We start from the raw sequence: 21,581 nt of genomic DNA on the forward strand, positions 1-21,581 counted from the left end.
AGCTCACTTATTTAAGAACTGATGCTTTTTTATATAACTGCTAGCTTGAAAAGAAAAGATTTTTGCAAAACCTTGCTTCAAACACCCAAACCATGCTTAATTTATAATTTTCCTAAATAACCTATAATTAGCTTATTCAATAAATAAAAAAATCATGATATTTAATTATATCGTACAGACGCAATGCTTTGCGTCTCAATAAAAGCACAGCATTAATGATAAAAGCACAGCATTTTTGATAAAAGCATATCATCTAAATGAAGAATTAATATAAATGGATAAATTTAAAAATAAATACCGCATACCATCTGCCCGGCTGCAATCTTGGAATTATGGATATCATGCTGCATATTTTATCACTATTTGCACTCAAAATAGGATTCATTATTTTGGTGAAATTGCCGAATATGAAATGCATTTAAACGAACTTGGAAAAATTGTAGAAAACGAATGGTTAAAAACAATTGAATTACGGCCAGATATGAATTTGGAAATGGGCAATTTTGTGGTAATGCCAAATCATTTTCATGCTATTATTGTGTTTGGCAACAATAAATATAATACGGAATGTGTGGATGGGGGTGGTGATGGTATTACTGATGCTTCTGATGGTGAATATGGAGGCGCAATGCATTGCGCCTCTACAACGCAAAACCGGTTTGGACCACAATCAAAAAATTTGGCATCCATTGTTCGTGGTTTTAAATCATCGGTTACAACCAATGCCCGGAAACTGGGGATTGTTGATTTTTCTTGGCAATCCCGTTTTCACGATCATATCATTCGAAATGCTCAATCGTTTGAAAACATTCAAAATTATATTGCCAATAACGCATTAAATTGGGGAAAGGATAAATTTTATAAGAAGCTTACCTAGCTGTTAGAATAACAATTTACAAGTGAGTGCATAATATTTCTTTTTCTGTTTGAGAAATATTTGAAATGGAAAATGATAAAAAATCTTTTGCATTTTTATACACACAGTTTTTAACTCCAACTAATAAAACTTAAAACATTGCCCAGCTCCAAATTGCTGCTGTCTGCTTTCTCCAGTTTCAAAACCTACGCTTAACTCTGTTGTTCCACTGGTGTTGCCATAGTTAAGTTTATTCATAGGAGCATCGTGGCTAACTCCTAACCTCATTTTTTGGTTTCTATTTCTGTTGGTAAAAATATCGAAGATGAAAGATAAAACCACTGCGTTGGCTTTATAATCTCCACCAGTTCTGTACCAAAGCCCTGCATTTACGCCATTGTATTTAAATTGCATGCCTGCACTTATAGCTGTTGCTTTGGCTTGGTTGTAATAAACTACAGACGGAATTAACATCATCTCATCATCGTTTAAAGCCAATTTATAACTGGTGTAAATTGCAGTACGCACTGGCGTAGGAACTTTACTTCCTGTAAAAGATTCGTCAGGTTTGTTGAGGTGTAATAATGAACCGCCTAACATAAAATCTCCGTAAATGAAATTAGCGCCGGCACCGGTATCAAAATAATATTTGCTATTACTAAAAGGTTGCTCTGCTTGAGTTGAACCGCCTGTAAATCCCAGTCTTGGGTCTAATTGGTCAGAAAAAACCAATTTATCAAAATCTAAAGATCTGTTGGTTACGCCCGCTTGTAAACCAAAAGATGCAGAAAAACGATCGTCGCCAACAATATAAGAGTAAACGCCTGCTATGGAATTCTTTTTGAGCGCAGCCATACCTTCGGAAGAACTGTTAGCAATGATACCTACACCTCCAGCACCGTTCGGCAATTTTAAATCGGCAGAAGCAGTAATGTAACTTAACTCGCCAGCAATAGAAGACCATTGGTTTCTATAAGTCATATTCATTCTAAAAGTGGCATCAAACTGCCCAGTTAAAGCAGGATTTAAATAAATAGGCGCATTATAAAATTGAGAAAAAATATGATCTTGTGCTTGCGTATTTGTAGCAAACAATAGCAAAATAGCAATCTTTACTATCTTTTTAATTTCCATTAACCTCATCTTCATCACTATCCTTTTAAAATGGTTAAATTATTATCTTATTAAATTTAGTGTACCTGCCTTTTTGGGATTTGTGCCTTCGCTAAAAACCATACCGGCCCATTCTGTACCATTAATAAATTTTGCTGCAACATCCCAAAAATAAATTCCTTGGGGTGCAGGCTGTCCAAACATCATTCCGTCCCAACCTTCGGTAGGCCTTCCTTTATCGTCTAATAAATGTGTTTCCCATACCATTTGCCCCCATTTATTAAAAATGCGAAGGTGCCACTCGGCCATTCCAGAACCTTTTGCTTGGAAAGTTCTAATTTCATTTGTTAAGCTATTTGGCATAAAAGCGTTTGGAATAAAAAGATTGCCTGGTGTACCTATTATTCTTACCGTTTGGCTAAACATACTTGAACACCCGCTTTGGTTGGTTACTAGTAAATTAACTTTATAAGATCCAGTATCAGCATAGCTATGTATTGGGTCTGTTAAGGAAGAAGTTGTGCCGTCTCCAAAATCCCAAGTATAAGTATTTGCTGTGCCAGCAGTTTTATTTTTAAATTCAAAACGATAATTTGGGTATTGAATGGTAAGCCCTGGCGAAACAGTAAAATCAGCTTTAGGAGCGATGCCTAGCTTAATATAATCTACTTTTTCTGATGTTGTTGCGCAACCAAATGAACTATAGCTAATTAGGGTAACTGTATAAGCAGCTTTTGTATTGCCAAATTGGTGAACAGGGTTTTCATCTGTAGATACGGTTCCATCGCCAAAATCCCATAAATAGGCTATTGCACCAATACTTTTATTGTTAAATTTTACAATAACAGAATCGCAAGCCACTGCTACATCAGCAACAAAATCTGAAATTGCAGCTGGATAAACCTTAATAGTTTGGGTAATGGTAGTGTCTGAACAACCATTTGATGCCGTTAATTTTACCACATAAGTGCCGCCTTGTTTAAAAGTATGCGAAATAATTTCTGGCGATTTATTGGTTTCAATAATGGTTCCATCACCAAAATCATATTTGTATAATAATGCTCCTTTAGTGTTGTTATTAAATTTAACAGTGTGTGGCGCACAACCTTCATATTCGTTGCCATTTACCACTAAAAATGGTTGTATGGTATTTGGAGAAACACGTATAATATATTCGCTGGTGAAAGAGCCGCAATCGGTTTCGGTTACTAATTTAGCAGTATATGTTTTAGTAATACTTGAAATATAAATGTGGTTAACCGTGTTATTATCTGTAGTGATAAGCGTTTTTCCGTCCCCAAAATCCCAATAGTATTTATTTGCAGCACCCGGAGTGGTGTTTTTGAAAGCTATTTTTAAAGGAGAGCAGCCTGTAGTTTTATCGGGAGAAAAAGTAGCAAAGCCTGTAGCTGCCGATACTTTTACAATAATAATCATTGGGCTGCTGGTACATCCTGTAATGTTTTCGGGAATAATAGTATAAGTTACTGTACCTGTGCTATCACCATTGTTTGTTAATACTTCTGCAATTTCTGTTAAAGCGGTTGGCGTAGTTTTTTGGCTATTGCCAGTTATTTTGCCGGTTGCTGTGCTGGTCCAAGTGTAGCGTAAGTTTGTTGTGTTAGTACTAAGTATAATTACAGATTCTTTTCCAGAACAAATGGTTGGACTGCTTGCTATTGCAGTTACTTTTGGCAAAGCTGTTACAGTTACAATAAATTCAAATGTTTCACCTTTGCAACCCTCGTTAATTGGAGTTATTAAATAACTTACAGAGGCTTCATTATCAGATTGAGAATTAATAAGCACATCTTTGATATCGCCTTCGCCTGACTCAGAAAAGCCGCTAACATTATCTTTGCCGCTTGCTATCCAACTAAAAGTAGTACCAGCTAAGGTTGCTTTTGGACTATAATTTACCATTGTGCCACTACAAACATTTTTATTTGCTGCACTGGTTATTTTGTTTGCTGGTTTAATTTTAATAAGCATTACATCCTCAATAATGTCACAAGGAGCTGCGCTATTAGCTTTTACAGAAAAAACCAAACTCACTTGCCCAGTTAATGTTTCTGCTGAACTAGGTTTGTAAATAGGATTTAAAACATTTCTTGATGGCGTGAAAACTCCTTCGCCACCAATCCAGCTAACACCAGTAAAAGCACCATTAATAGAACCTTCCAAAGCAACTTCTGCTGTGTTGCACACCGTTTGATCTACCCCTGCAGAAACCGTTGGGGCTTCATTAAAAACAATTGTTTTACTCATGGTTTCTGTGCCACAATTATTTTGATGCGTAGTAACAATGGTATAAGTAGCATAATCTTCAAAAAGAATAGACGGGAATTTTGAATTTGCATGAGTTCCATTTTTAAATGAAAACGCACCACCACTAATTTCCCATTTGTAAGTGTCAACCTCTGTTTTAGCCGTTCCAGTAAAAACAGTTTTCATGGTGTTTCCTGTGCTTTCATCAAAACTAAGGACTTGCCCTTTACCACATAAACTGGTTTGCCAATTTGCTATAATTGTAGGTTTTTCGTTAATAATAACAGTTTTCTCCACAAAAATTTCTCCGCATGGAGTAAGGATACTTAGCCTTATGTCAAATACTCCTTCTTTATTGAAAATAAACTCTGGGTTTTTGCTTGCATTGTTGGTTCCGTTAGCAAAATCTACAATATAAGGGCCTCTAAATTCCCATTTGTAAATATTTTGAGCTTTCTCACTTAAATCTATAACAGATTCATTGGTAGCTTTAATGATTGTACCAGCACAAGTTTGTGTTTCTGATAAACTAAAAGCTGGAGTTGGAGTGAGTTGAACAAAACAGGTTTTTTCTATAGGTAAAGCTTCGCAACTAGAAAAACTTTCTGATTCTAACCTTACCGTATGGTAGCCTTGAGTGGTAAAAACAGGTTTAAAATCATAGCTAAGCGGAACTCCTTGTGGAGTTGCGTTTACACCATCAACAAACCAATAATACACATTGTTGTTATTTGCACATTCTGGAGCAGTAGAACTTGGATTGTCTCCGGCAATTGATTTGTTAGTAATTGTAAATGGTGTGTTTACACAAACGATAGCCGGCAAACCAAATTCATTTTCTGGTTTGGTAAGCAACTTAGCCTGTGTAGATATTGGAACACTTACTAAGCCACAAAACGGACTATTAACTTGATAAATAATGCCGTAAACATTATAATAATCAACCGCATTAATTCTAATTTGATTGCCGCAAGAAGATTTGGTATAAGTATGTTTAATTTGTGCGCCTGTTGCAATTATTTTATTTGGGGTAAAATCTTCAATATTTCCATCTCCCCAATTCACTTTATAAGAATAGCCTGGAAAATTGTTTTGTATCCCGTTAATAGATTTTGTTTCAATATCATAAAGTAATTCGGCGGGTAAACATAATGTATTATTTGCCGGAGCGTTAAATCCTGGTTTTATGGCATTATTAATTAAAAAAAATGCTTTAGTTCCAATTATGCCATTCAATTCTGCTTTAGCAAAAATGGTGTAATGTGCCATATCAGCATTTATAACTACTTGAGCAGTATTAAAATCAAAATTTTGTGTGGCTAAGCTTATTTCATTAATTACATTTAAGCTAACTACAGCTCCTGCCGATGAGCTATTTGTAAACCTAAAATTGGTGCTTTTTTCTGGTTTGCATACTCCAAAAGTTTTCGGATTGTCATGAATTGTTTGAATGGCATTTGCCTCAATATCTGCTTTTACACCACTTTTTGCAATTACTTTAAATGTATTTGATGCATTGCTAATTAGTTCGTCGTTAGCAAACTTTACTAACACTTTATAATCTCCAGCTGGTAAATTATTTGGAATTATACCATTAACAAACGTGGTATAAAAACCAGGATAAGATCCTATTTCTATTGCATTTTCAAAATTCCCAGTATCATCAGATATAAAAAGTTTAAAAACATTATTTGTTTTCAAATTTCCGTTAACATCATCAATACTAATAGAAACAGCAATGCTTGAGCCTTGCCCATAAGGCCCTACTTCCAAATTTTTTATAGTTACTGCTTGTCCAAATATGGTAAAGGATACTCCTAGTAATAATAAAAATAAGAGTAGTTTTAATTTAGTCATTTATAGCCCTTTACAAAGTGTGTGAATATGTAGAGCTATACGTTCAATAAAAATAAAAGGTTCTAAAAATTTATAAAAACACGCTATTTAAGGCGTTTTATCTAATTGCGAAATAAAATTTCTATAAGTGCATGCCAATGTATTGGTTTTGATGATTTTGGTTAAAAATATAACCTTTACTAAGGTTTGGAGATAGGGTGTATTAAATAATCTATTTAGCTATAACAAAAATAGGAAACAGATATTGAGTATTTTAATGCCCGAAAATGCATTTTTAGTGGCGAATATTGCTTTAAAACAGCAAAATTTCCAAAAATTTATTTCATGCCAAATATATTTTTGACGTTGGATTTTACTAACGGCATAATTTTAGATTCAACAAAAACATTAATAATTTGTTGATGATTTATGGCCTTAATAGAATTTACCAAAAGAGGAATTTATTGTAAACAAGGAGACTTTTACGTTGATCCTTGGTGGCCAGTAAATTATGCCGTTACAACACATGGTCATGCAGATCATGTCCGGTTTGGAAACCAACATTACCTTTGCCATACCCTTACCAAACCAATTATTAAAAGAAGAATTAGCCAAGATTTAGATGTAGAAACCCTAAATTATGGCGAAAGCATCAACAGAAATGGCGTAAATATTTCTTTTTACCCAGCGGGGCATATCATTGGTTCTGCACAAGTGCGCTTAGAATATAAAGGAGAAATTTGTGTTATTTCTGGAGATTATAAAATTGAAGATGATGGCATAAGCACCCCTTTTGAACCTGTAAAATGCCACAGTTTTGTTTCTGAAAGTACTTTTGGTTTGCCTGTTTACAATTGGCAAAAACAAGAAGTAGTTTTTGACGGCATAAAAAACTGGATAAACGGGAACATCACGCAACAAAAAACAAGTATTTTAATTGCTTATAGTTTAGGAAAAGCTCAAAGGCTGATTAAAAATTTAGAAGGCGATATTCCAATTTACGTTCACAACAGCATTGCCAATTTAAATGAGGTGATAATTGAAGCTGGTGTGAACTTGCCACAAACCACCAGAATTACAGCAGAAACCACAAAAGATGAATTGCAAAAAGGAATTGTAATTGTGCCGCCCGCAATGCGAGATAGTAAGTGGATGAAAAGTTTACACCATCCCGTTACCGGGATTTGTTCTGGTTGGATGCAGGTAAGAGCACACCGTCGTTGGCAAAGTGCGGATGCTGGTTTTGCATTAAGTGACCATGCAGATTGGAATGGATTAATTACCGCAATTAAAGCAACAGAAGCAGAGAAAGTATATGTTACTCATGGTTTTACCGCAGCTTTCAGTCGGTATTTAAATGATAATGGTATTTCTTCTGATGTAGTTTCTACACATTTTGGACAAGAAGACGATGAAGAAAACAAAGCGGATTTAGTGGAACAAAACAGAGGGGAGAAAGCATGAAACATTTTGCCCAACTCATCCAACAATTAGAACTCAGCAATAAAACGAATGATAAAATTGCTTCGTTGATAAACTATTTTAACGAAGCAAACGAGAAAGATAAAGTTTGGGTAATTGCTTTGTTTACCGGCAAAAAACCAAAACGTCCAATAAAATCAGCCTTGCTTAAAGTTTGGGCAATAGAAATTACACAAACCCCCGAATGGCTTTTTACAGAAAGTTATAGCAACGTTGGCGATTTAAGCGAAACCATAGCGCTGCTTCTACCGCCAGCTACTCAAACTTCAGATTTAAATCTTTACCAATGGATTGAGGATTTACATGAATTGGAAGGTAAAGATGACGAAACCAAAAAAGCTTTCATCCTGAACGCTTGGGATAGTTTAGAAACCAACGAAAGATTTATTTTCAATAAGCTTATTTCTGGAAATTTTAGAATAGGTGTTTCCTCAAAGATGTTGGTGAATGCTTTAGCAAAATTGAGTGATTTGGATAGTGCACAAATTACCCACAGCATCATGGGAAAATGGGATCCTTACCAAATGACTTTTGCCGCACTAATTAACGGCGAACATGTAAATACTGATAATTCTTGGCCTTATCCCTTTTGTTTGGCTTATGCTTTAGATTCCGAAACGCAAAAATTAGGTGACATTGCTGACTGGCAAGCCGAATGGAAGTGGGATGGTATTCGTGGACAAATTGTTAAACGCAATGGCGAACTATTTATTTGGAGCAGGGGAGAAGAACTAGTTACCGATCAATTTCCAGAGCTTCATTTTTTAATGGATGTTTTACCAAATGGTGTAGTTTTAGACGGAGAAATTTTAGCAGTAAAAGATAAAAGTGTTTTGCCGTTTAGTACTTTGCAACAGCGTTTAAATCGTAAAAACATCACAAAAAAAGAATTAGATGCTGCACCAATTGGTTTCTTTGTTTACGATTTATTGGAATATAATGCTGAAGATATTAGAGAAAAACCTTTAGCTGAACGTAGAGAAATTTTAGAACATTTAATCAATAATATTGATGTCGAAAACGTGTTATTATCAACAGTTATCAAAGCATCATCTTGGGAAGATTTAGCAGCGGAAAGAGAGAAATCTCGTTCAATAAACAGTGAAGGTTTGATGCTTAAAAAACTGGATTCGCATTACCACAGCGGCAGAAAACGTGGCGATTGGTGGAAATGGAAAGTTAACCCTTATACTGTTGATGCGGTTATGATTTACGCCCAAAAAGGAAGCGGAAGAAGGGCAAATTTTTTTACTGACTATACTTTTGCTGTTCGTGACGGCGAAAATTTAGTCACTATTGCAAAAGCTTACTCTGGTTTAACCGATAAAGAAATTAAAGAAGTTAATGCTTTTGTGAACAAAAACGCGATTGAAAAATTTGGCCCAGTACGTACTGTAAAACCCGAATTGGTTTTTGAAATTGCTTTTGAAGGCATTGCCGAAAGTAAAAGACATAAAGCCGGTTTAGCGTTGCGTTTTCCAAGAATATTACGTTGGCGAAAAGATAAACCCGCTTCAGAAATAAATACTTTAGAAGATTTGCAACAGTTATTACAAGCTACTTTAATAACGTAAGATTTCGGGTTTTAAGAAATTAGTAGAAACATTAATTAACGTAAAATTCGCCCTTGTCTGGTGCGGTATAGGTGAAGAAGTGAAAGCAATTCCATTCATAGCATCAGGCGCAGGCGAGAGTTTTTGGGAACTTTTTTCGAAAAAAAGTGCCTGCCATTGCCCGGCATGAGGGTAGAAAAGACTGTGCGGATGGTTTTTATTAGTGGACTATTGGAGTGTTATTATAGAATATAGATCCTAATTTTGTTTGTTATAGTAAAACAATAATTAGCTAAGTATAAAATCAACCTTAAAAGAAAAAATGGACTTAATCAAAACCAAAGGCTACAAAAAAATTAAGCAATGGCTTAAAGCCGATGGTAAAAAACCGTTTAAATTTCAGGAAGAAGCTTGGCAAAGTTACCTTGATGGTTACAGCGGTTTGGTAAATGCGCCAACAGGTTTTGGTAAAACATATTCTTTGTTTTTAGCCGTAATTATTGAAGCTATTAACCAGCAGGAAAATAAAACTAAACCCTTACAATTTATTTGGATAACGCCCTTACGTTCTTTAGCAAAAGATATTGCTAGGGCAATGCGAGAAACCTTGTTATCGCTTGAATTAGATTGGACAGTTGGCGTTCGCAACGGTGATACTTCACAAGCAGATAAGTTGAAGCAGAAAAAAGCAATGCCCGAAATATTATTAATTACACCAGAAAGCTTACATCTTTTATTGGCGCAAAAAGGTTCCTCAGCATTGTTTAAAAACCTTAAATGTATAGTTGCTGATGAATGGCATGAGCTTTTAGGAAGTAAACGTGGAGTTTTGGTAGAGTTAGCATTATCAAGAATTAAAGGTTTGCAAAAAGCCGACAATAATCAAATATTAAGAGTTTGGGGCATATCCGCAACCATTGGTAATATTGAGGAAGCTTTAGATGTTTTAACACCAGATGCTGACGCTAAAAGAATAATTATTAAAGCAGATTTAGAAAAGAAGATTGAAATTAAATCCATATTGCCAGATGATATTGAAACCTTGCCTTGGGCAGGGCATTTAGGTTTAAAACTCGCTGAAAAGTTAATCCCCATTATCAAAAAAAGTAAAACCACTTTAATTTTCATCAACACCCGTGGGCAAACAGAAATGTGGTACCAACATTTGCTGAATTTAGAGCCAGATTTAGCTGGACAATTGGCCATTCACCACGGTTCTATAGATTTTGAATTACGTAATTGGATCGAAGACGCCTTGCATACTGGGCAATTAAAAGCCGTAATCGCAACATCATCATTAGATTTAGGTGTCGATTTTAAACCTGTAGATACGGTTGTGCAAGTAGGTTCTCCAAAAGGAGTTGCCAGGTTTTTACAAAGAGCAGGCAGGTCTGGGCATTCGCCACATGAAGTTTCAAAAATATACTTTTTGCCAACTCATGCCTTAGAATTGGTAGAAGCTGCCGCAATTAAAGAAGCCGCAATAAACAAACAAATTGAAAGTAGAGAGCCACAAATTATGGTTTTTGATACGCTAATTCAATACTTAGTTACTTTAGCTATTGGCGATGGTTTTGATGATAAAATAGTTTATGAAGAAGTAAGAAATACTTTTGCTTTTAAAATGTTATTGCCACAAGAGTGGGCTTGGATAATGCAATTCATTACCTCTGGCGGCGAGAGTTTAACAGCCTACACAGAATTTAAAAAGGTGACTAAAGATGAAGAAGACCGACTTTGGAAAGTAAAAAGCAGGCAATTAGCCATGCGCCACCGGTTAAATATTGGCACCATTGTAAGCGATGCCATGCTGAAAGTGAAGTTTTTATCTGGCGGCTATATTGGCATGGTTGAAGAGTATTTTGTGAGCCGTTTAAAAGCTGGAGATAATTTTAGATTAGCCGGTAGGGTTTTAGAATTTGTGCAGGTAAAGGATATGAATGTTGTGGTAAGAAACAGCAAACAGAAGAATGCCATTTCGCCAAGTTGGCTTGGTGGTAGGTTGCCACTATCTTCAAATTTAGGTGCAGTATTGCGAAAAAAGTACGATGAAGCTTTAAACCAAAACCACAAAGATGAAGAAATGAGGGTAATGTTGCCTTTGTTTTTGTTGCAACAACAAAGGTCGCACATTCCTAAAAGTACAGAACTTTTAATAGAAATGATAAACACCAAAGATGGTTTTCATTTGTTTGCATACCCTTTTGAAGGTCGTTTAGTACATGAAGTTTTAGCCGCTTTGGTAGCATACCGTTTAAGTAAATTATTACCCATCACTTTTTCTATAGCCATGAATGATTACGGTTTTGAATTGCTAAGTGATATAGAAATCCCCATGGATGATGCCATTGCTTATGATATTTTTTCTCCTAAAAACCTAACACAAGATATCACTTCCAGCATTAATTCTACAGAAATGGCTCGCAGAAAATTTAGAGACATTGCTTGCATTTCGGGCTTAGTTTTTCAGGGTTATCCGGGCAAACATGTTGCTACGCGTCATTTGCAGTCATCCGCAGGTTTGTTTTTTAATGTTTTTAGCGATTTTGATAAACATAATCTACTTTTGCGCCAAGCTTACCACGAGGTTTTTTACCAGCAGTTAGAAGAACCACGTTTGGCATCAGCTTTACACAGAATTCAGGAAGGTAATATAGTGATCACACAACCAAAAAGTTTTACACCATTGTCTTTCCCTATAAAAGTAGATAGCATGAGAGAAAGTATGAGTTCTGAAGCTTTAGAACAGCGCATTGCCAGAATGAAAGCAGAATCTGATAAAGCATTAAATAATTCATAATTACCAATACTCATTACTCAATACTCATTACTCAATACTCATTACTCAATACTCATTACTCAATACATGACAATAAACAACCACGGCGAAGAATTAATTTTGGATAAAGAGCGAGCGATATTTTTCCCAAAGCATGGTTTATTAGCTATTAGCGATTTGCATTTAGGAAAATCAGCACATTTTAGAAAGGCAGGTGTGCCAGTTCCTTCTACAATTGCACAAAGTGATTTAAATAGATTAGGTGTGCTTATAGAAAAGTATCATCCAAAAACACTTTTAATTAATGGCGATATGTTTCACCACAGTTTAAACAGTGATATAGACGATTTCTATAAATGGAGAAATGATTATAAAGAACTAAATTTTTTATTGGTAAAGGGTAATCACGATAAACTAGCATTAGCAGATTATGCTGCAATGCGTATTGAAATACATGAGCCTAGCTTTTGTATAGGGCCTTTTTGTTTCATTCATGATGCACCAAAATGTACAGAAGAAGAACTATATCCAATAAGCGGACATGTACACCCCGGAGTTACAATGGTTGGTAAAGCAAAACAAAAATTGAAATTCCCATGCTTTTATTTTGGTAAAGATTATGCGGTTATGCCTGCATTTAGTGGTTTTACTGGTTTGTATAATATTAAACCAGCACCTACAGAAGAAGTTTTTGCAATTACTAAAGAATCAGTATTTAAAGTTTAAAATGAATAATTAAAACATTTATTTTAATCACTAAATTGCTTTTGCCTAAATTTTTAATAATATAAAAACATTTTCAGGTTTTTAATAGCCTAAATTTTTTCGGTTTAATTTTTGCTTTATTTTGGTATCGAGGTTTTACATCGATTTGATCGCTAATCGTTCAAAATAGTTTGCATTAAAATTATTAAGCCTTATATTACCCATTAAAATTTTTTTAAAATGAAATCATTGATAAAATCATCTTATTTAACCTTAGCGGCAATTTTAATTGCATCTTTTTCTTATTCACAGGCTTTAATGCCACAGCCTAGTTCGGGGCAAACCATTATTCAAGATTTTGGTTTAGGAAAAGTAACCGTTATTTACAGCAGACCCGATGCAAAAGGGCGTAAAGTTTTTGGAAACTTAGTGCCTTACAATGAAGTTTGGCGTACAGGCGCAAACAATGCTACAAGTATTACGTTTACAGATGAAGTAATGTTAGCAGGTAATAAAGTTCCGGCCGGTACTTATGGTTTATTTACCATCCCAACTGAAAACGAATGGACCATTATTTTAAACAAAACAGCGCAACAATGGGGTTCTTACGATTATAAAAAAGATGATGATGTATTGCGCATACAAGTAAAACCAAGTGCAACGACTACAAAAACAGAAACCTTTACCATACAATTTGCTAATGTTGCTCCAGCTAGTATGCATTTGAACCTTAGTTGGGAAAACACAGCATTAAGCATTCCTTTAACGGTTGATTTAGACACTAAAGTAATGGCCAATATAGAAAAAGCAATGGCTGGAGAAAAGAAGCCGTATTTTGCAGCAGCTCAATACTATTACACTAATAACAAGGATTTAAAACAAGCATTAGCTTGGGTTTCAGAAGCAGAAAAAGCGGATGGAAAAGCACCATGGATTAAACTTTGGAAGGCTAAAATTTTATTGAAAATTGGCGATAAGAAAGCAGCTGCTGTTACAGCAACAGAAGGATTAAATTTGGCAAAACAAATAAATAATAAAGAATATATTAAGTTAAATCAAGAATTATTGGATTCAACTAAGTAAAATTTACGTAATTGATAGAAAAAAGCTTTCTTTTTATTTAGAAAGCTTTTTTTTCTTTTAAAAAAACAATAAAATACGTTTTAATTTACAGATATTGTGATATTAGTAGTTTTTATTTGTCAATATCAATAAATAATTAGTGCTTTAGTGAAAAATTTATAAATAATTATTTGTTTTTCTTAAATTAATTAATACCTTTTTAAAAAAAAATATAATATCTGAAATTAACTCTTTCAAAAATATGGATTCGTTTACTCTATTTAATAATTATCCGGCCAGTACCGAATTTTACGATGAAATGTATAACGGTAAAGAAATTAGACCTCCTTACCAAAAATTATACGAGTATCTAAAAAATTATCCAGCAGAAGAACTTACTAAAAAAGAGGAAATGGCTCGCCGGTTATTTATGAGTCAAGGAGTTACCTTTACAGTTTACTCTGGTGATGAAGGTATTGAAAAAATATTTCCGTTTGATGTAGTGCCACGTATTATTACAGCTGCTGAATGGGCGTATATAGAAAGTGGTATTAAGCAAAGGTTAAAAGCACTTAATCTTTTTTTAAACGATATTTATAGCAATCAGTTTATACTAAAAGACAAAATTATACCAACAGATTTAATTTACTCTTGTGAGCATTATTTAAGAGAAATGCAAAATCTAAAAGTGCCACATGATATTTTCGTACATATTTCTGGTATTGATATTATCAGAGATCATGATGGCACATTTTATGTATTAGAAGATAACCTTAGAACTCCGTCTGGCGTGTCTTACATGTTAGAGAACAGAGAAATTACTAAGCGTATTTTTCCTGATTTATTGCCGCATAATGCTGTTCATACAGTAACACAATACCCACAGTTATTGTATAAAAATTTAGCTGCATTATCACCACGTCAAAACTCTAATCCTAATATTGTAATGCTTACACCGGGTATATACAACTCGGCTTATTTTGAGCATAGTACTTTAGCCCGCTTAATGGGGATAGAGTTGGTAGAAGGTAGAGATTTAGTGGTAGATAACCACCGTGTATTTATGAAAACTACGGAAGGCTTACAACGTGTTGATGTTATATACCGTAGGGTAGATGATGAATATCTTGATCCGTTGGTTTTTAAAGCTGAAAGTATGTTAGGTGTGGCAGGTTTAATGTCTGCTTACAGAAAGGGTCATGTGGCCATTGTAAATGCCCCAGGTAATGGTGTTGCAGATGATAAAGCGGTGTATATTTATGTGCCAGATATGATTAAATATTACCTTAACGAAGAGCCTATTTTAAAAAATGTACCTACTTATAAAATGGATGATGTTGCTGAGCGTGAGCATGTTTTTGCAAATATGGATAAAATGGTACTTAAAAAAACCAACGCATCTGGCGGATATGGAATGATTATAGGTAACTCCGCAACAGAACAAGAAATGGAAGATTATAAAAGAGAGGTTTTGTTAGATCCTCGATCTTTTATAGCACAACCAATCATCAGTTTATCGGCTGCACCATGTTACATCAACGGCAGTTTACAACCTCGCCGTATAGATTTACGTCCTTTTGCATTATTTGGGCCATCTGGGATAGAAATTGTGCCAGGCGGATTAACAAGAGTTGCATTAAAAGAAGGTTCTTTAGTTGTTAATTCATCACAAGGTGGTGGTAGTAAAGATACTTGGGTATTAACCGTTTAATTTTAAAAATTTATGTTAAGTAGAGTTGCCAATTCCTTATACTGGATGTCGAGATATATGGAGCGTTGCGATGGTATTTTAAGACTATTACGAGTAGATTATGCTTATTCTCAGGATGAGTTTGAACAATTTAGCTGGCGGCCAGTGTTAATGATTTTTACTGATATGCTGCCAATTACCATAGAAGAAACTAAACACGAAGGACGTAAAGTTTTACAGTATATGGTAACAGAAAAACTAAATAAAAACTCGGTTTTAAATTTAGTGAGTAAATCAAGAGAAAATGCCCGTTCTGTACAGGATAATGTTACTAAAGAGCTTTGGCAGTGTTTAAATGAGTATTACCATGCTGTAAGAAATGAAAATATTGGTACTGCTTTAAAGCATGACGACCCCGTTACTGTACTTGATAATTTGGTACAACAAGGAATGCACTATTATGGCACTTGCGAAATTACCATGGCCAGAGGAGAAGGTTATTATTTTATGAACATAGGGAAGTACTTAGAAAGGGCAATACAATCTGTTGATATTTTAAACGTAAAGTTTAGCGAACTCAATTACTCTCTTGAAGAGCCTACAGACCCAACCTATTGGAAACACCTTTTACTTTCTATATCAGGGTACGAAATATTTTTAAAGAGTTACAGATCTGCTTTAGATTCGAGAAATATATTACATCAGATTGTTTGGAACGAACACTTTCCAAGATCTATTGTGTATTCTGTCAAAAGATTAAAACAATCTTTTGAGACCTTAAAAACAGATCGCAACAGCGAAGCTTATAAAGCAATAAGTTTTATGATTGGTAAATTAGAAAGCTATATCAGATACTCAGACTTAAAAGATTTAGAAGAAAATGGATTAAAAGAATACTTGTTTTACATAAAAAAAGAGTTACTTGCAATAGGAAATTCATTAAACCATTACTATTTCGCTTTCAACTAAACTTATAAAATGCCAAAATTTACAGTACACCATATTACCACCTATTCTTACAATTCTTTGGTTTATGATAGTGCCAATCAAATTATGCTTTTCCCTATAAAGGATGAACAGCAAGAGGTATTAGAACAACAAATAAAAATTACTGGCGACCCTACAGTAGATGTTTTTATTGATTATTATGGGAATGAAGTGGCAACATTTACAAATCCAAATGCACATAATCAATTAAAAATTGAGTCTATTGTTGAGGTAAATGTTACTAAAAAAGCACTTCCAGAAACTGATATTTTTCATCAAACGCATTGGGAAAGCTTAAGAAGATCTGCACAGGAAATACCATATATCAATTTTTTAAAGCAAGAAAGTTTTAATGTACAAGCAGAAATATTAAGTGCAATTAACTTACAACAAAAGGAAACCAAATCTCCTTTAGAAGTTGCTAAATACCTGAGCAGTTACATTTTCAAAAATTTTAAATACATTAAAGGAATTACCACTGTAGAAACAACTGTTGATGAAATTTGGAAATTAAAATCGGGTGTTTGTCAAGATTTTGCCCATATTTTATTAGTAATGTTGCGCTACATGGGTATCCCCGCAAGGTATGTTAGTGGTTACATTTGCGCAAATAAAAACGGAATGAGGGGAGAGGGTGCAACACATGCTTGGGTAGAGGCTTACTTACCAAATTATGGTTGGTTAGGTTTGGATCCCACAAATAATTGTGTTGTTGAAGATATGCATGTAAGGTTAGCTGTGGGTCGTAATTTCATAGACTGTAGTCCTGTTAAAGGAACTTATAAGGGTACATCAAAACATTCTTTAGAAGTAAAAGTAACCGTTGCTTATGAAAACGAAGAAATACCATCATTAGAGCAAGCAAAAATTGAGTTAATAGAACAAGATGCTCCGTCAAATTCTTACAGAAAATTTATAGAAATGCAGCAAGAGCAACAACAACAATAACAAGAAGAAGAGTAGTCTGACTATTAGGGTATTAGAAAATTCTGTTGATGTTTGCATGAATTTTAACAGCGTTTTTTGTAAGTAATAAGTAGATACTTCAACTATCTCATTAAACTTTATTACTCGTTTAAGTTTTAACAGAAACTTTAATTACCTTAAAGTTCGCCCTTGTCTGGTGCGGTTAAGATGAAGAAGTTAAAGTACTCCCATTCATAGCATCAGGCGTAGGCGAGAGTTTATTCAATTTATTTATTGTTTTTATAGGATTTCATGTGTTCGCTTACGCTTGGGTTTTGGATACTTTTTTGCCGAAAAAAAGTATCTGCCATTGCTCGGCATGAGAGCAGGCAAGACTGTGGGCTAGGTAAAGTTATTTAATGTCAAAAGAAATTTTTGATTTAAATAACTTTACCCAAACAACAAACTAAAAACCTCTTCTATTTTAGATACTGTTTTTATCTCTATTGTATATTTAGATAAATCAAGTCCTTTTTTATTATAGCTTGATATAAAAATCTGCTCGAAACCTAATTTTTGAGCTTCTGCAATGCGTTGTTCAATACGTGTAACCGCTCTAATTTCTCCTGATAAACCAATTTCTGCTGCAAAGCAAACTTTATATGGTACAGGCATATCTTCGTTTGATGATATGATTGCCGCGGCTAAACCTAAATCAATACTTGGGTCTTCTACTTTTATTCCACCAGCAATATTTAAAAAAACATCTTTTGCGCCTAATTTAAATCCACATCTTTTTTCTAAAACAGCCAAAAGCATATTCATCCTTTTGGTATCAAAACCCGTTGCAGATCTTTGTGGAGTACCATAAGGCGAAGTGCTTACCAAAGCTTGCGTTTCTATCAACATTGGGCGCATCCCTTCCATGGTAGCAGAAATAGTAACACCACTTAAAGGTTCATCTCTTTGCGATAACAATATTTCTGATGGATTGGAAACTTCCCTTAAACCGCTTCCTTGCATTTCGTAAATACCAAGTTCAGAAGCTGCGCCAAACCTGTTTTTAATAGCTCTTAAAATTCTGTAAACATGATGTCTATCGCCTTCAAATTGCAAAACAGTATCAACCATGTGTTCTAATATTTTTGGTCCAGCAATCATACCGTCTTTTGTGATGTGCCCAATTAAAAAAACAGGTGTATTACTTTCTTTTGCAAAACGTAATAATTCGGCAGTACATTCTTTAACCTGTGAAACGCTACCCGGAGTAGATTCTATGTGTGCCGAATGAAGGGTTTGAATAGAATCTATGATCACAATATTAGGTTCTAAAACCTCAATTTGCTTAAAAATATTTTGGGTTGATGTTTCTGTTAGAATGTAGCAATCAGAAACCGGTTTTGGCAAAATTCTTTCTGCTCTTAATTTTATTTGTTGTTCACTTTCTTCGCCAGAAACATATAAAACCTTAATATTTGGAATAATTAAAGCCAATTGTAACATTAACGTTGATTTACCAATACCTGGTTCGCCACCAATTAAAACCAAAGATCCACTAACAATTCCGCCACCTAAAACCCTGTTTAATTCTTTATCAGGTGTTATTAACCGATGGTCTTCGGTATAAACAATCTCTTGTATTTTAGCAGGTTTATTAACCCTTGATATTTGCGTACTTGTTTTCCAATCGGGTACGTTTTTAGATGCTTTTTCAACAATTTCTTCTACAAATGTATTCCATTGCTGGCATGATGGGCATTTCCCTAACCATTTAGCAGATTCAAATCCGCAACTCTGGCAGAAATAAGAAGTTTTAGTTTTAGCCAATTTCTTTTGTGATTTTGTTACAAAAGTAAATGTAAGGTTTATTTCAAATATGAGCTTGATTTGGTATTTTATCTTAAATTTACATAACAGAAAAATAATTAGTTTTGAAAAAATACAACCACATCTTTTTTGATTTAGACCATACACTTTGGGATTTTGATAAAAACGCAGAAGAGACTTTAAACGAGCTTTACCACAGCTATAAGTTAATTAATTTAGGCTTAAATTCTTGCGATACTTTTATAGAAACATACACCAGAAATAACCACCAGCTTTGGGCAGATTATCATTTGGGTAAAATAAGTAAAGAAATATTAAGAGAAACCCGTTTTAAAAAAACATTTATAGATTTAGGGCTTTCAGAAGAGGTAATTCCATACCAGTTTGAAGATGATTACATCAATATTTGTCCTACTAAAACCAATCTTTTTCCGCATACACATGAAACGTTAAGTTATTTACAAGGCAAGTATCATTTACATTTAATATCTAACGGTTTTAAAGAATCTACGGAGCATAAAGTTTTAAATACTGGTTTAACCCCCTATTTTAAAAACGTATTTATATCAGAAATTATAGGCATTAACAAGCCTGATAAAGCTATTTTTCAACATGCAATAGACACCGCCCAGGCAGATGTTATTGGGAGTTTAATGATTGGAGATAGTATTGAGGCCGATATACGTGGTGCATTAAATTTTGGGATGGATGCCATTTACTTTAACCCTAATTTTGCCGAAGCACCACATGATGTTAATTGGCAAATTAATCATTTAAAAGAGTTAACCAGCTTATTATGAGTGTAAAATCTGATCAGAACAACATCTTACAATCTTTGAAATTTTATAGTTCTTTTTTAAAAACTGTAAATGAGGAAGTTTTCTTGAAAACTCCGCAACAAGGTGAGTGGTCTTATTCAGAAGTTTATGCTCATATTTTTAGTGCTCATATTCTATCGGTAATTGCTATTGAAAAATGCTTAAATAAAACAGCAGAGTTGAAAATTAGAAAACCCGATTGGCGAGTAAGGTTAATTTTGTTTTTTGGGCGTTTTCCGCCTGTAAAGTATAAAGTACCAGCTGTTTTGGCAGATGCGGTAAAGAAAATTAGTAAAGAAGATGCTGCTAACCAATTGGTTAAATTGCAAAAGCGAATAGAAGATATTCATGTTGGCTTTTCTAAATTTAATCCTCATTATAAAGTTAAACATCCCCGGTTAGGGTATTTAGATGCCAAAGCTTGGTTACGTTTTATTTTAGTGCATAGTAAACACCACCAAAGGCAAATTAAAAGAATTGAAAAAATGTTGCAAACAATTTAAATGAAGCGCAATATTTACCTTGTTATTTTAGCGCAATTTCTTTGTACTTCTTTGTGGTTTGCGGGTAATGCAGTTTTGCCCGATTTAATTATAGCCTATAATTTTAATAGTGCTTTTTTAGCTCATTTAACCAGTGCTGTACAATTTGGGTTTATAGCTGGCACCTTAGTTTTTGCTTTATTAGGTATTTCCGATAGGTTTTCGCCCTCCTTAGTTTTTAGTGTGAGCGCATTATTTGCAGCTGTTTTTAATTTAGCAATGGCAATAAGCAACTTGCAAGATTACTCATTTTTAATATTCAGGTTCTTTACAGGTTTCTTTTTAGCGGGAATTTACCCCGTGGGAATGAAAATAGTTGCTGATTATGAAGAAAAAGGATTAGGTAAATCTTTAGGCTTTTTGGTGGGTGCTTTGGTATTAGGTACTGCTTTTCCGCATTTACTTAAAGGCTTATTTAATGGAGTTTTAAATTGGGAATACGTGATTTACGGCACTTCAATATTAACTGTTTTAGGTGGTTTATTAATTGCTTTTTTTGTGCCAGATGGACCATTTAGAAAAGCAGGCAGTAAGATAAAATTGAAGGCAATATTCACCAGTTTTAAAACGATAGAGTTTAGAAAGGCCGCCTTAGGTTATTTTGGACACATGTGGGAGTTATATGCTTTTTGGGCTTTTTTACCATTAATACTCTCCACTAATTTCAAGTTAAATCAATCCGTATTAAATGTTAGTATTTTAAGTGCTATTATTATTGGTTCTGGCTTTTTGGCCTGTGGTTTTAGTGGTATTATTTCGCAGCGTTTAGGCGTAAAATTTACTGCCAAATCAGCTTTATTTCTATCAGGAATTTGTTGCTTGCTTTCGCCTCTGTTTATTTTAGGAAATAGCATTTTATTATTAATGTTTTTAGTTTTTTGGGCTATCGTTGTTATCGCAGATTCTCCATTGTTTTCCACATTAGTTGCACAAAATTGCCCTCCTCAGAATAAAGGAACTTCCCTAACTATTGTTAATTGTATAGGCTTTTCCATTACAATATTTAGCATTCAATTGATGCAAATGCTTTCAGGATTTTTGAGTATTCAGTATTTATTTTTGGTTTTGGCAGTAGGTCCTATATTTGGCTTACTTAGTTTAAAGGATAAGAAAATGAGCACCTTTTAACAAAAAAAATCCCTGCTTTTTTAAAAGCA

Annotated in this window: 15 protein-coding genes; 12 read left to right on the plus strand and 3 right to left on the minus strand. The window is 34.2% G+C overall.

The genetic code is table 11. The annotated features are described in order from the left end of the window. Nucleotides 1-274: 274 nt before the first annotated feature. Entirely contained in the window at nucleotides 275-877 is a 603-nt protein-coding gene (locus ACFSSE_RS01430; RefSeq protein WP_379040923.1) for a transposase, read from the plus strand. A gap of 120 nt (nucleotides 878-997) precedes the next feature. Here ACFSSE_RS01430 and ACFSSE_RS01435 read toward each other — a convergent pair whose 3' ends face one another. Then, nucleotides 998-2,005 (minus strand): PorP/SprF family type IX secretion system membrane protein, encoded by a 1,008-nt coding sequence (locus tag ACFSSE_RS01435; RefSeq protein ID WP_379100663.1) that lies wholly within the window; start codon nucleotides 2,003-2,005, stop codon nucleotides 998-1,000. Between the two features lie 27 nt (nucleotides 2,006-2,032). Continuing rightward, the gene (locus ACFSSE_RS01440) at nucleotides 2,033-6,094 is read right to left on the minus strand and encodes a PKD domain-containing protein (protein ID WP_379040921.1); all 4,062 of its coding nucleotides are present in this window, start codon (nucleotides 6,092-6,094) and stop codon (nucleotides 2,033-2,035) included. 408 nt (nucleotides 6,095-6,502) lie between these two features. Here ACFSSE_RS01440 and ACFSSE_RS01445 point away from each other — a divergent pair, with 408 nt between their 5' ends. The 8 genes from ACFSSE_RS01445 to ACFSSE_RS01480 all read left to right on the plus strand — a co-directional run bounded on the left by ACFSSE_RS01445 (nucleotide 6,503) and on the right by ACFSSE_RS01480 (nucleotide 17,279). Further along, nucleotides 6,503-7,537, plus strand: coding sequence for a ligase-associated DNA damage response exonuclease (locus tag ACFSSE_RS01445; RefSeq protein ID WP_379040920.1), 1,035 nt, complete (start codon nucleotides 6,503-6,505; stop codon nucleotides 7,535-7,537). Next, a complete protein-coding gene (locus ACFSSE_RS01450) occupies nucleotides 7,534-9,129 on the plus strand; it encodes an ATP-dependent DNA ligase (protein ID WP_379040919.1) in 1,596 nt (531 codons plus the stop codon). The genes ACFSSE_RS01445 and ACFSSE_RS01450 overlap by 4 nt, the downstream gene beginning before the upstream one ends. Nucleotides 9,130-9,430: 301 nt before the next feature. Further along, nucleotides 9,431-11,908 (plus strand): ligase-associated DNA damage response DEXH box helicase, encoded by a 2,478-nt coding sequence (locus tag ACFSSE_RS01455; RefSeq protein WP_379040918.1) that lies wholly within the window; start codon nucleotides 9,431-9,433, stop codon nucleotides 11,906-11,908. A gap of 66 nt (nucleotides 11,909-11,974) precedes the next feature. After that, complete coding sequence (pdeM, locus tag ACFSSE_RS01460) at nucleotides 11,975-12,613, plus strand: ligase-associated DNA damage response endonuclease PdeM (RefSeq protein ID WP_379040916.1); 639 nt, start codon at nucleotides 11,975-11,977, stop codon at nucleotides 12,611-12,613. 219 nt (nucleotides 12,614-12,832) lie between these two features. Beyond that, nucleotides 12,833-13,675, plus strand: coding sequence for a DUF2911 domain-containing protein (locus ACFSSE_RS01465; RefSeq protein WP_379040915.1), 843 nt, complete (start codon nucleotides 12,833-12,835; stop codon nucleotides 13,673-13,675). 241 nt (nucleotides 13,676-13,916) lie between these two features. Beyond that, complete coding sequence (locus ACFSSE_RS01470; protein ID WP_379040914.1) at nucleotides 13,917-15,365, plus strand: circularly permuted type 2 ATP-grasp protein; 1,449 nt, start codon at nucleotides 13,917-13,919, stop codon at nucleotides 15,363-15,365. A 12-nt stretch (nucleotides 15,366-15,377) separates the two neighbouring features. Continuing rightward, nucleotides 15,378-16,313 carry an alpha-E domain-containing protein gene (locus tag ACFSSE_RS01475; RefSeq protein ID WP_379040913.1) on the plus strand — a complete coding sequence of 312 codons (936 nt, stop codon included), beginning with the start codon at nucleotides 15,378-15,380 and terminating at the stop codon, nucleotides 16,311-16,313. Between the two features lie 9 nt (nucleotides 16,314-16,322). After that, nucleotides 16,323-17,279, plus strand: coding sequence for a transglutaminase family protein (locus ACFSSE_RS01480; protein ID WP_379040911.1), 957 nt, complete (start codon nucleotides 16,323-16,325; stop codon nucleotides 17,277-17,279). Between the two features lie 408 nt (nucleotides 17,280-17,687). Here ACFSSE_RS01480 and radA read toward each other — a convergent pair whose 3' ends face one another. Beyond that, nucleotides 17,688-19,064: a DNA repair protein RadA gene (gene radA, locus ACFSSE_RS01485; RefSeq protein ID WP_379040910.1), complete on the minus strand. Its 1,377-nt coding sequence runs from the start codon at nucleotides 19,062-19,064 to the stop codon at nucleotides 17,688-17,690. 104 nt (nucleotides 19,065-19,168) lie between these two features. Between radA and ACFSSE_RS01490 the strand changes: the two genes are divergently transcribed. From ACFSSE_RS01490 to ACFSSE_RS01500, 3 genes are read left to right on the plus strand one after another with little or no spacing between them, the layout of a single operon-like run. Continuing rightward, nucleotides 19,169-19,864 carry a YjjG family noncanonical pyrimidine nucleotidase gene (locus ACFSSE_RS01490; RefSeq protein ID WP_379040909.1) on the plus strand — a complete coding sequence of 232 codons (696 nt, stop codon included), beginning with the start codon at nucleotides 19,169-19,171 and terminating at the stop codon, nucleotides 19,862-19,864. After that, a complete protein-coding gene (locus ACFSSE_RS01495) occupies nucleotides 19,861-20,385 on the plus strand; it encodes a DinB family protein (RefSeq protein ID WP_379040908.1) in 525 nt (174 codons plus the stop codon). The genes ACFSSE_RS01490 and ACFSSE_RS01495 overlap by 4 nt, the downstream gene beginning before the upstream one ends. Further along, nucleotides 20,386-21,552, plus strand: a complete 1,167-nt coding sequence (locus ACFSSE_RS01500; protein WP_379040907.1) for an MFS transporter — start codon at nucleotides 20,386-20,388, stop codon at nucleotides 21,550-21,552. It abuts the gene before it with no gap. Nucleotides 21,553-21,581 lie beyond the last annotated feature (29 nt).

The organism is Pedobacter alpinus, from assembly GCF_042684645.1.
Taxonomy (GTDB): Bacteria; Bacteroidota; Bacteroidia; order Sphingobacteriales; family Sphingobacteriaceae; genus Pseudopedobacter; species Pseudopedobacter alpinus.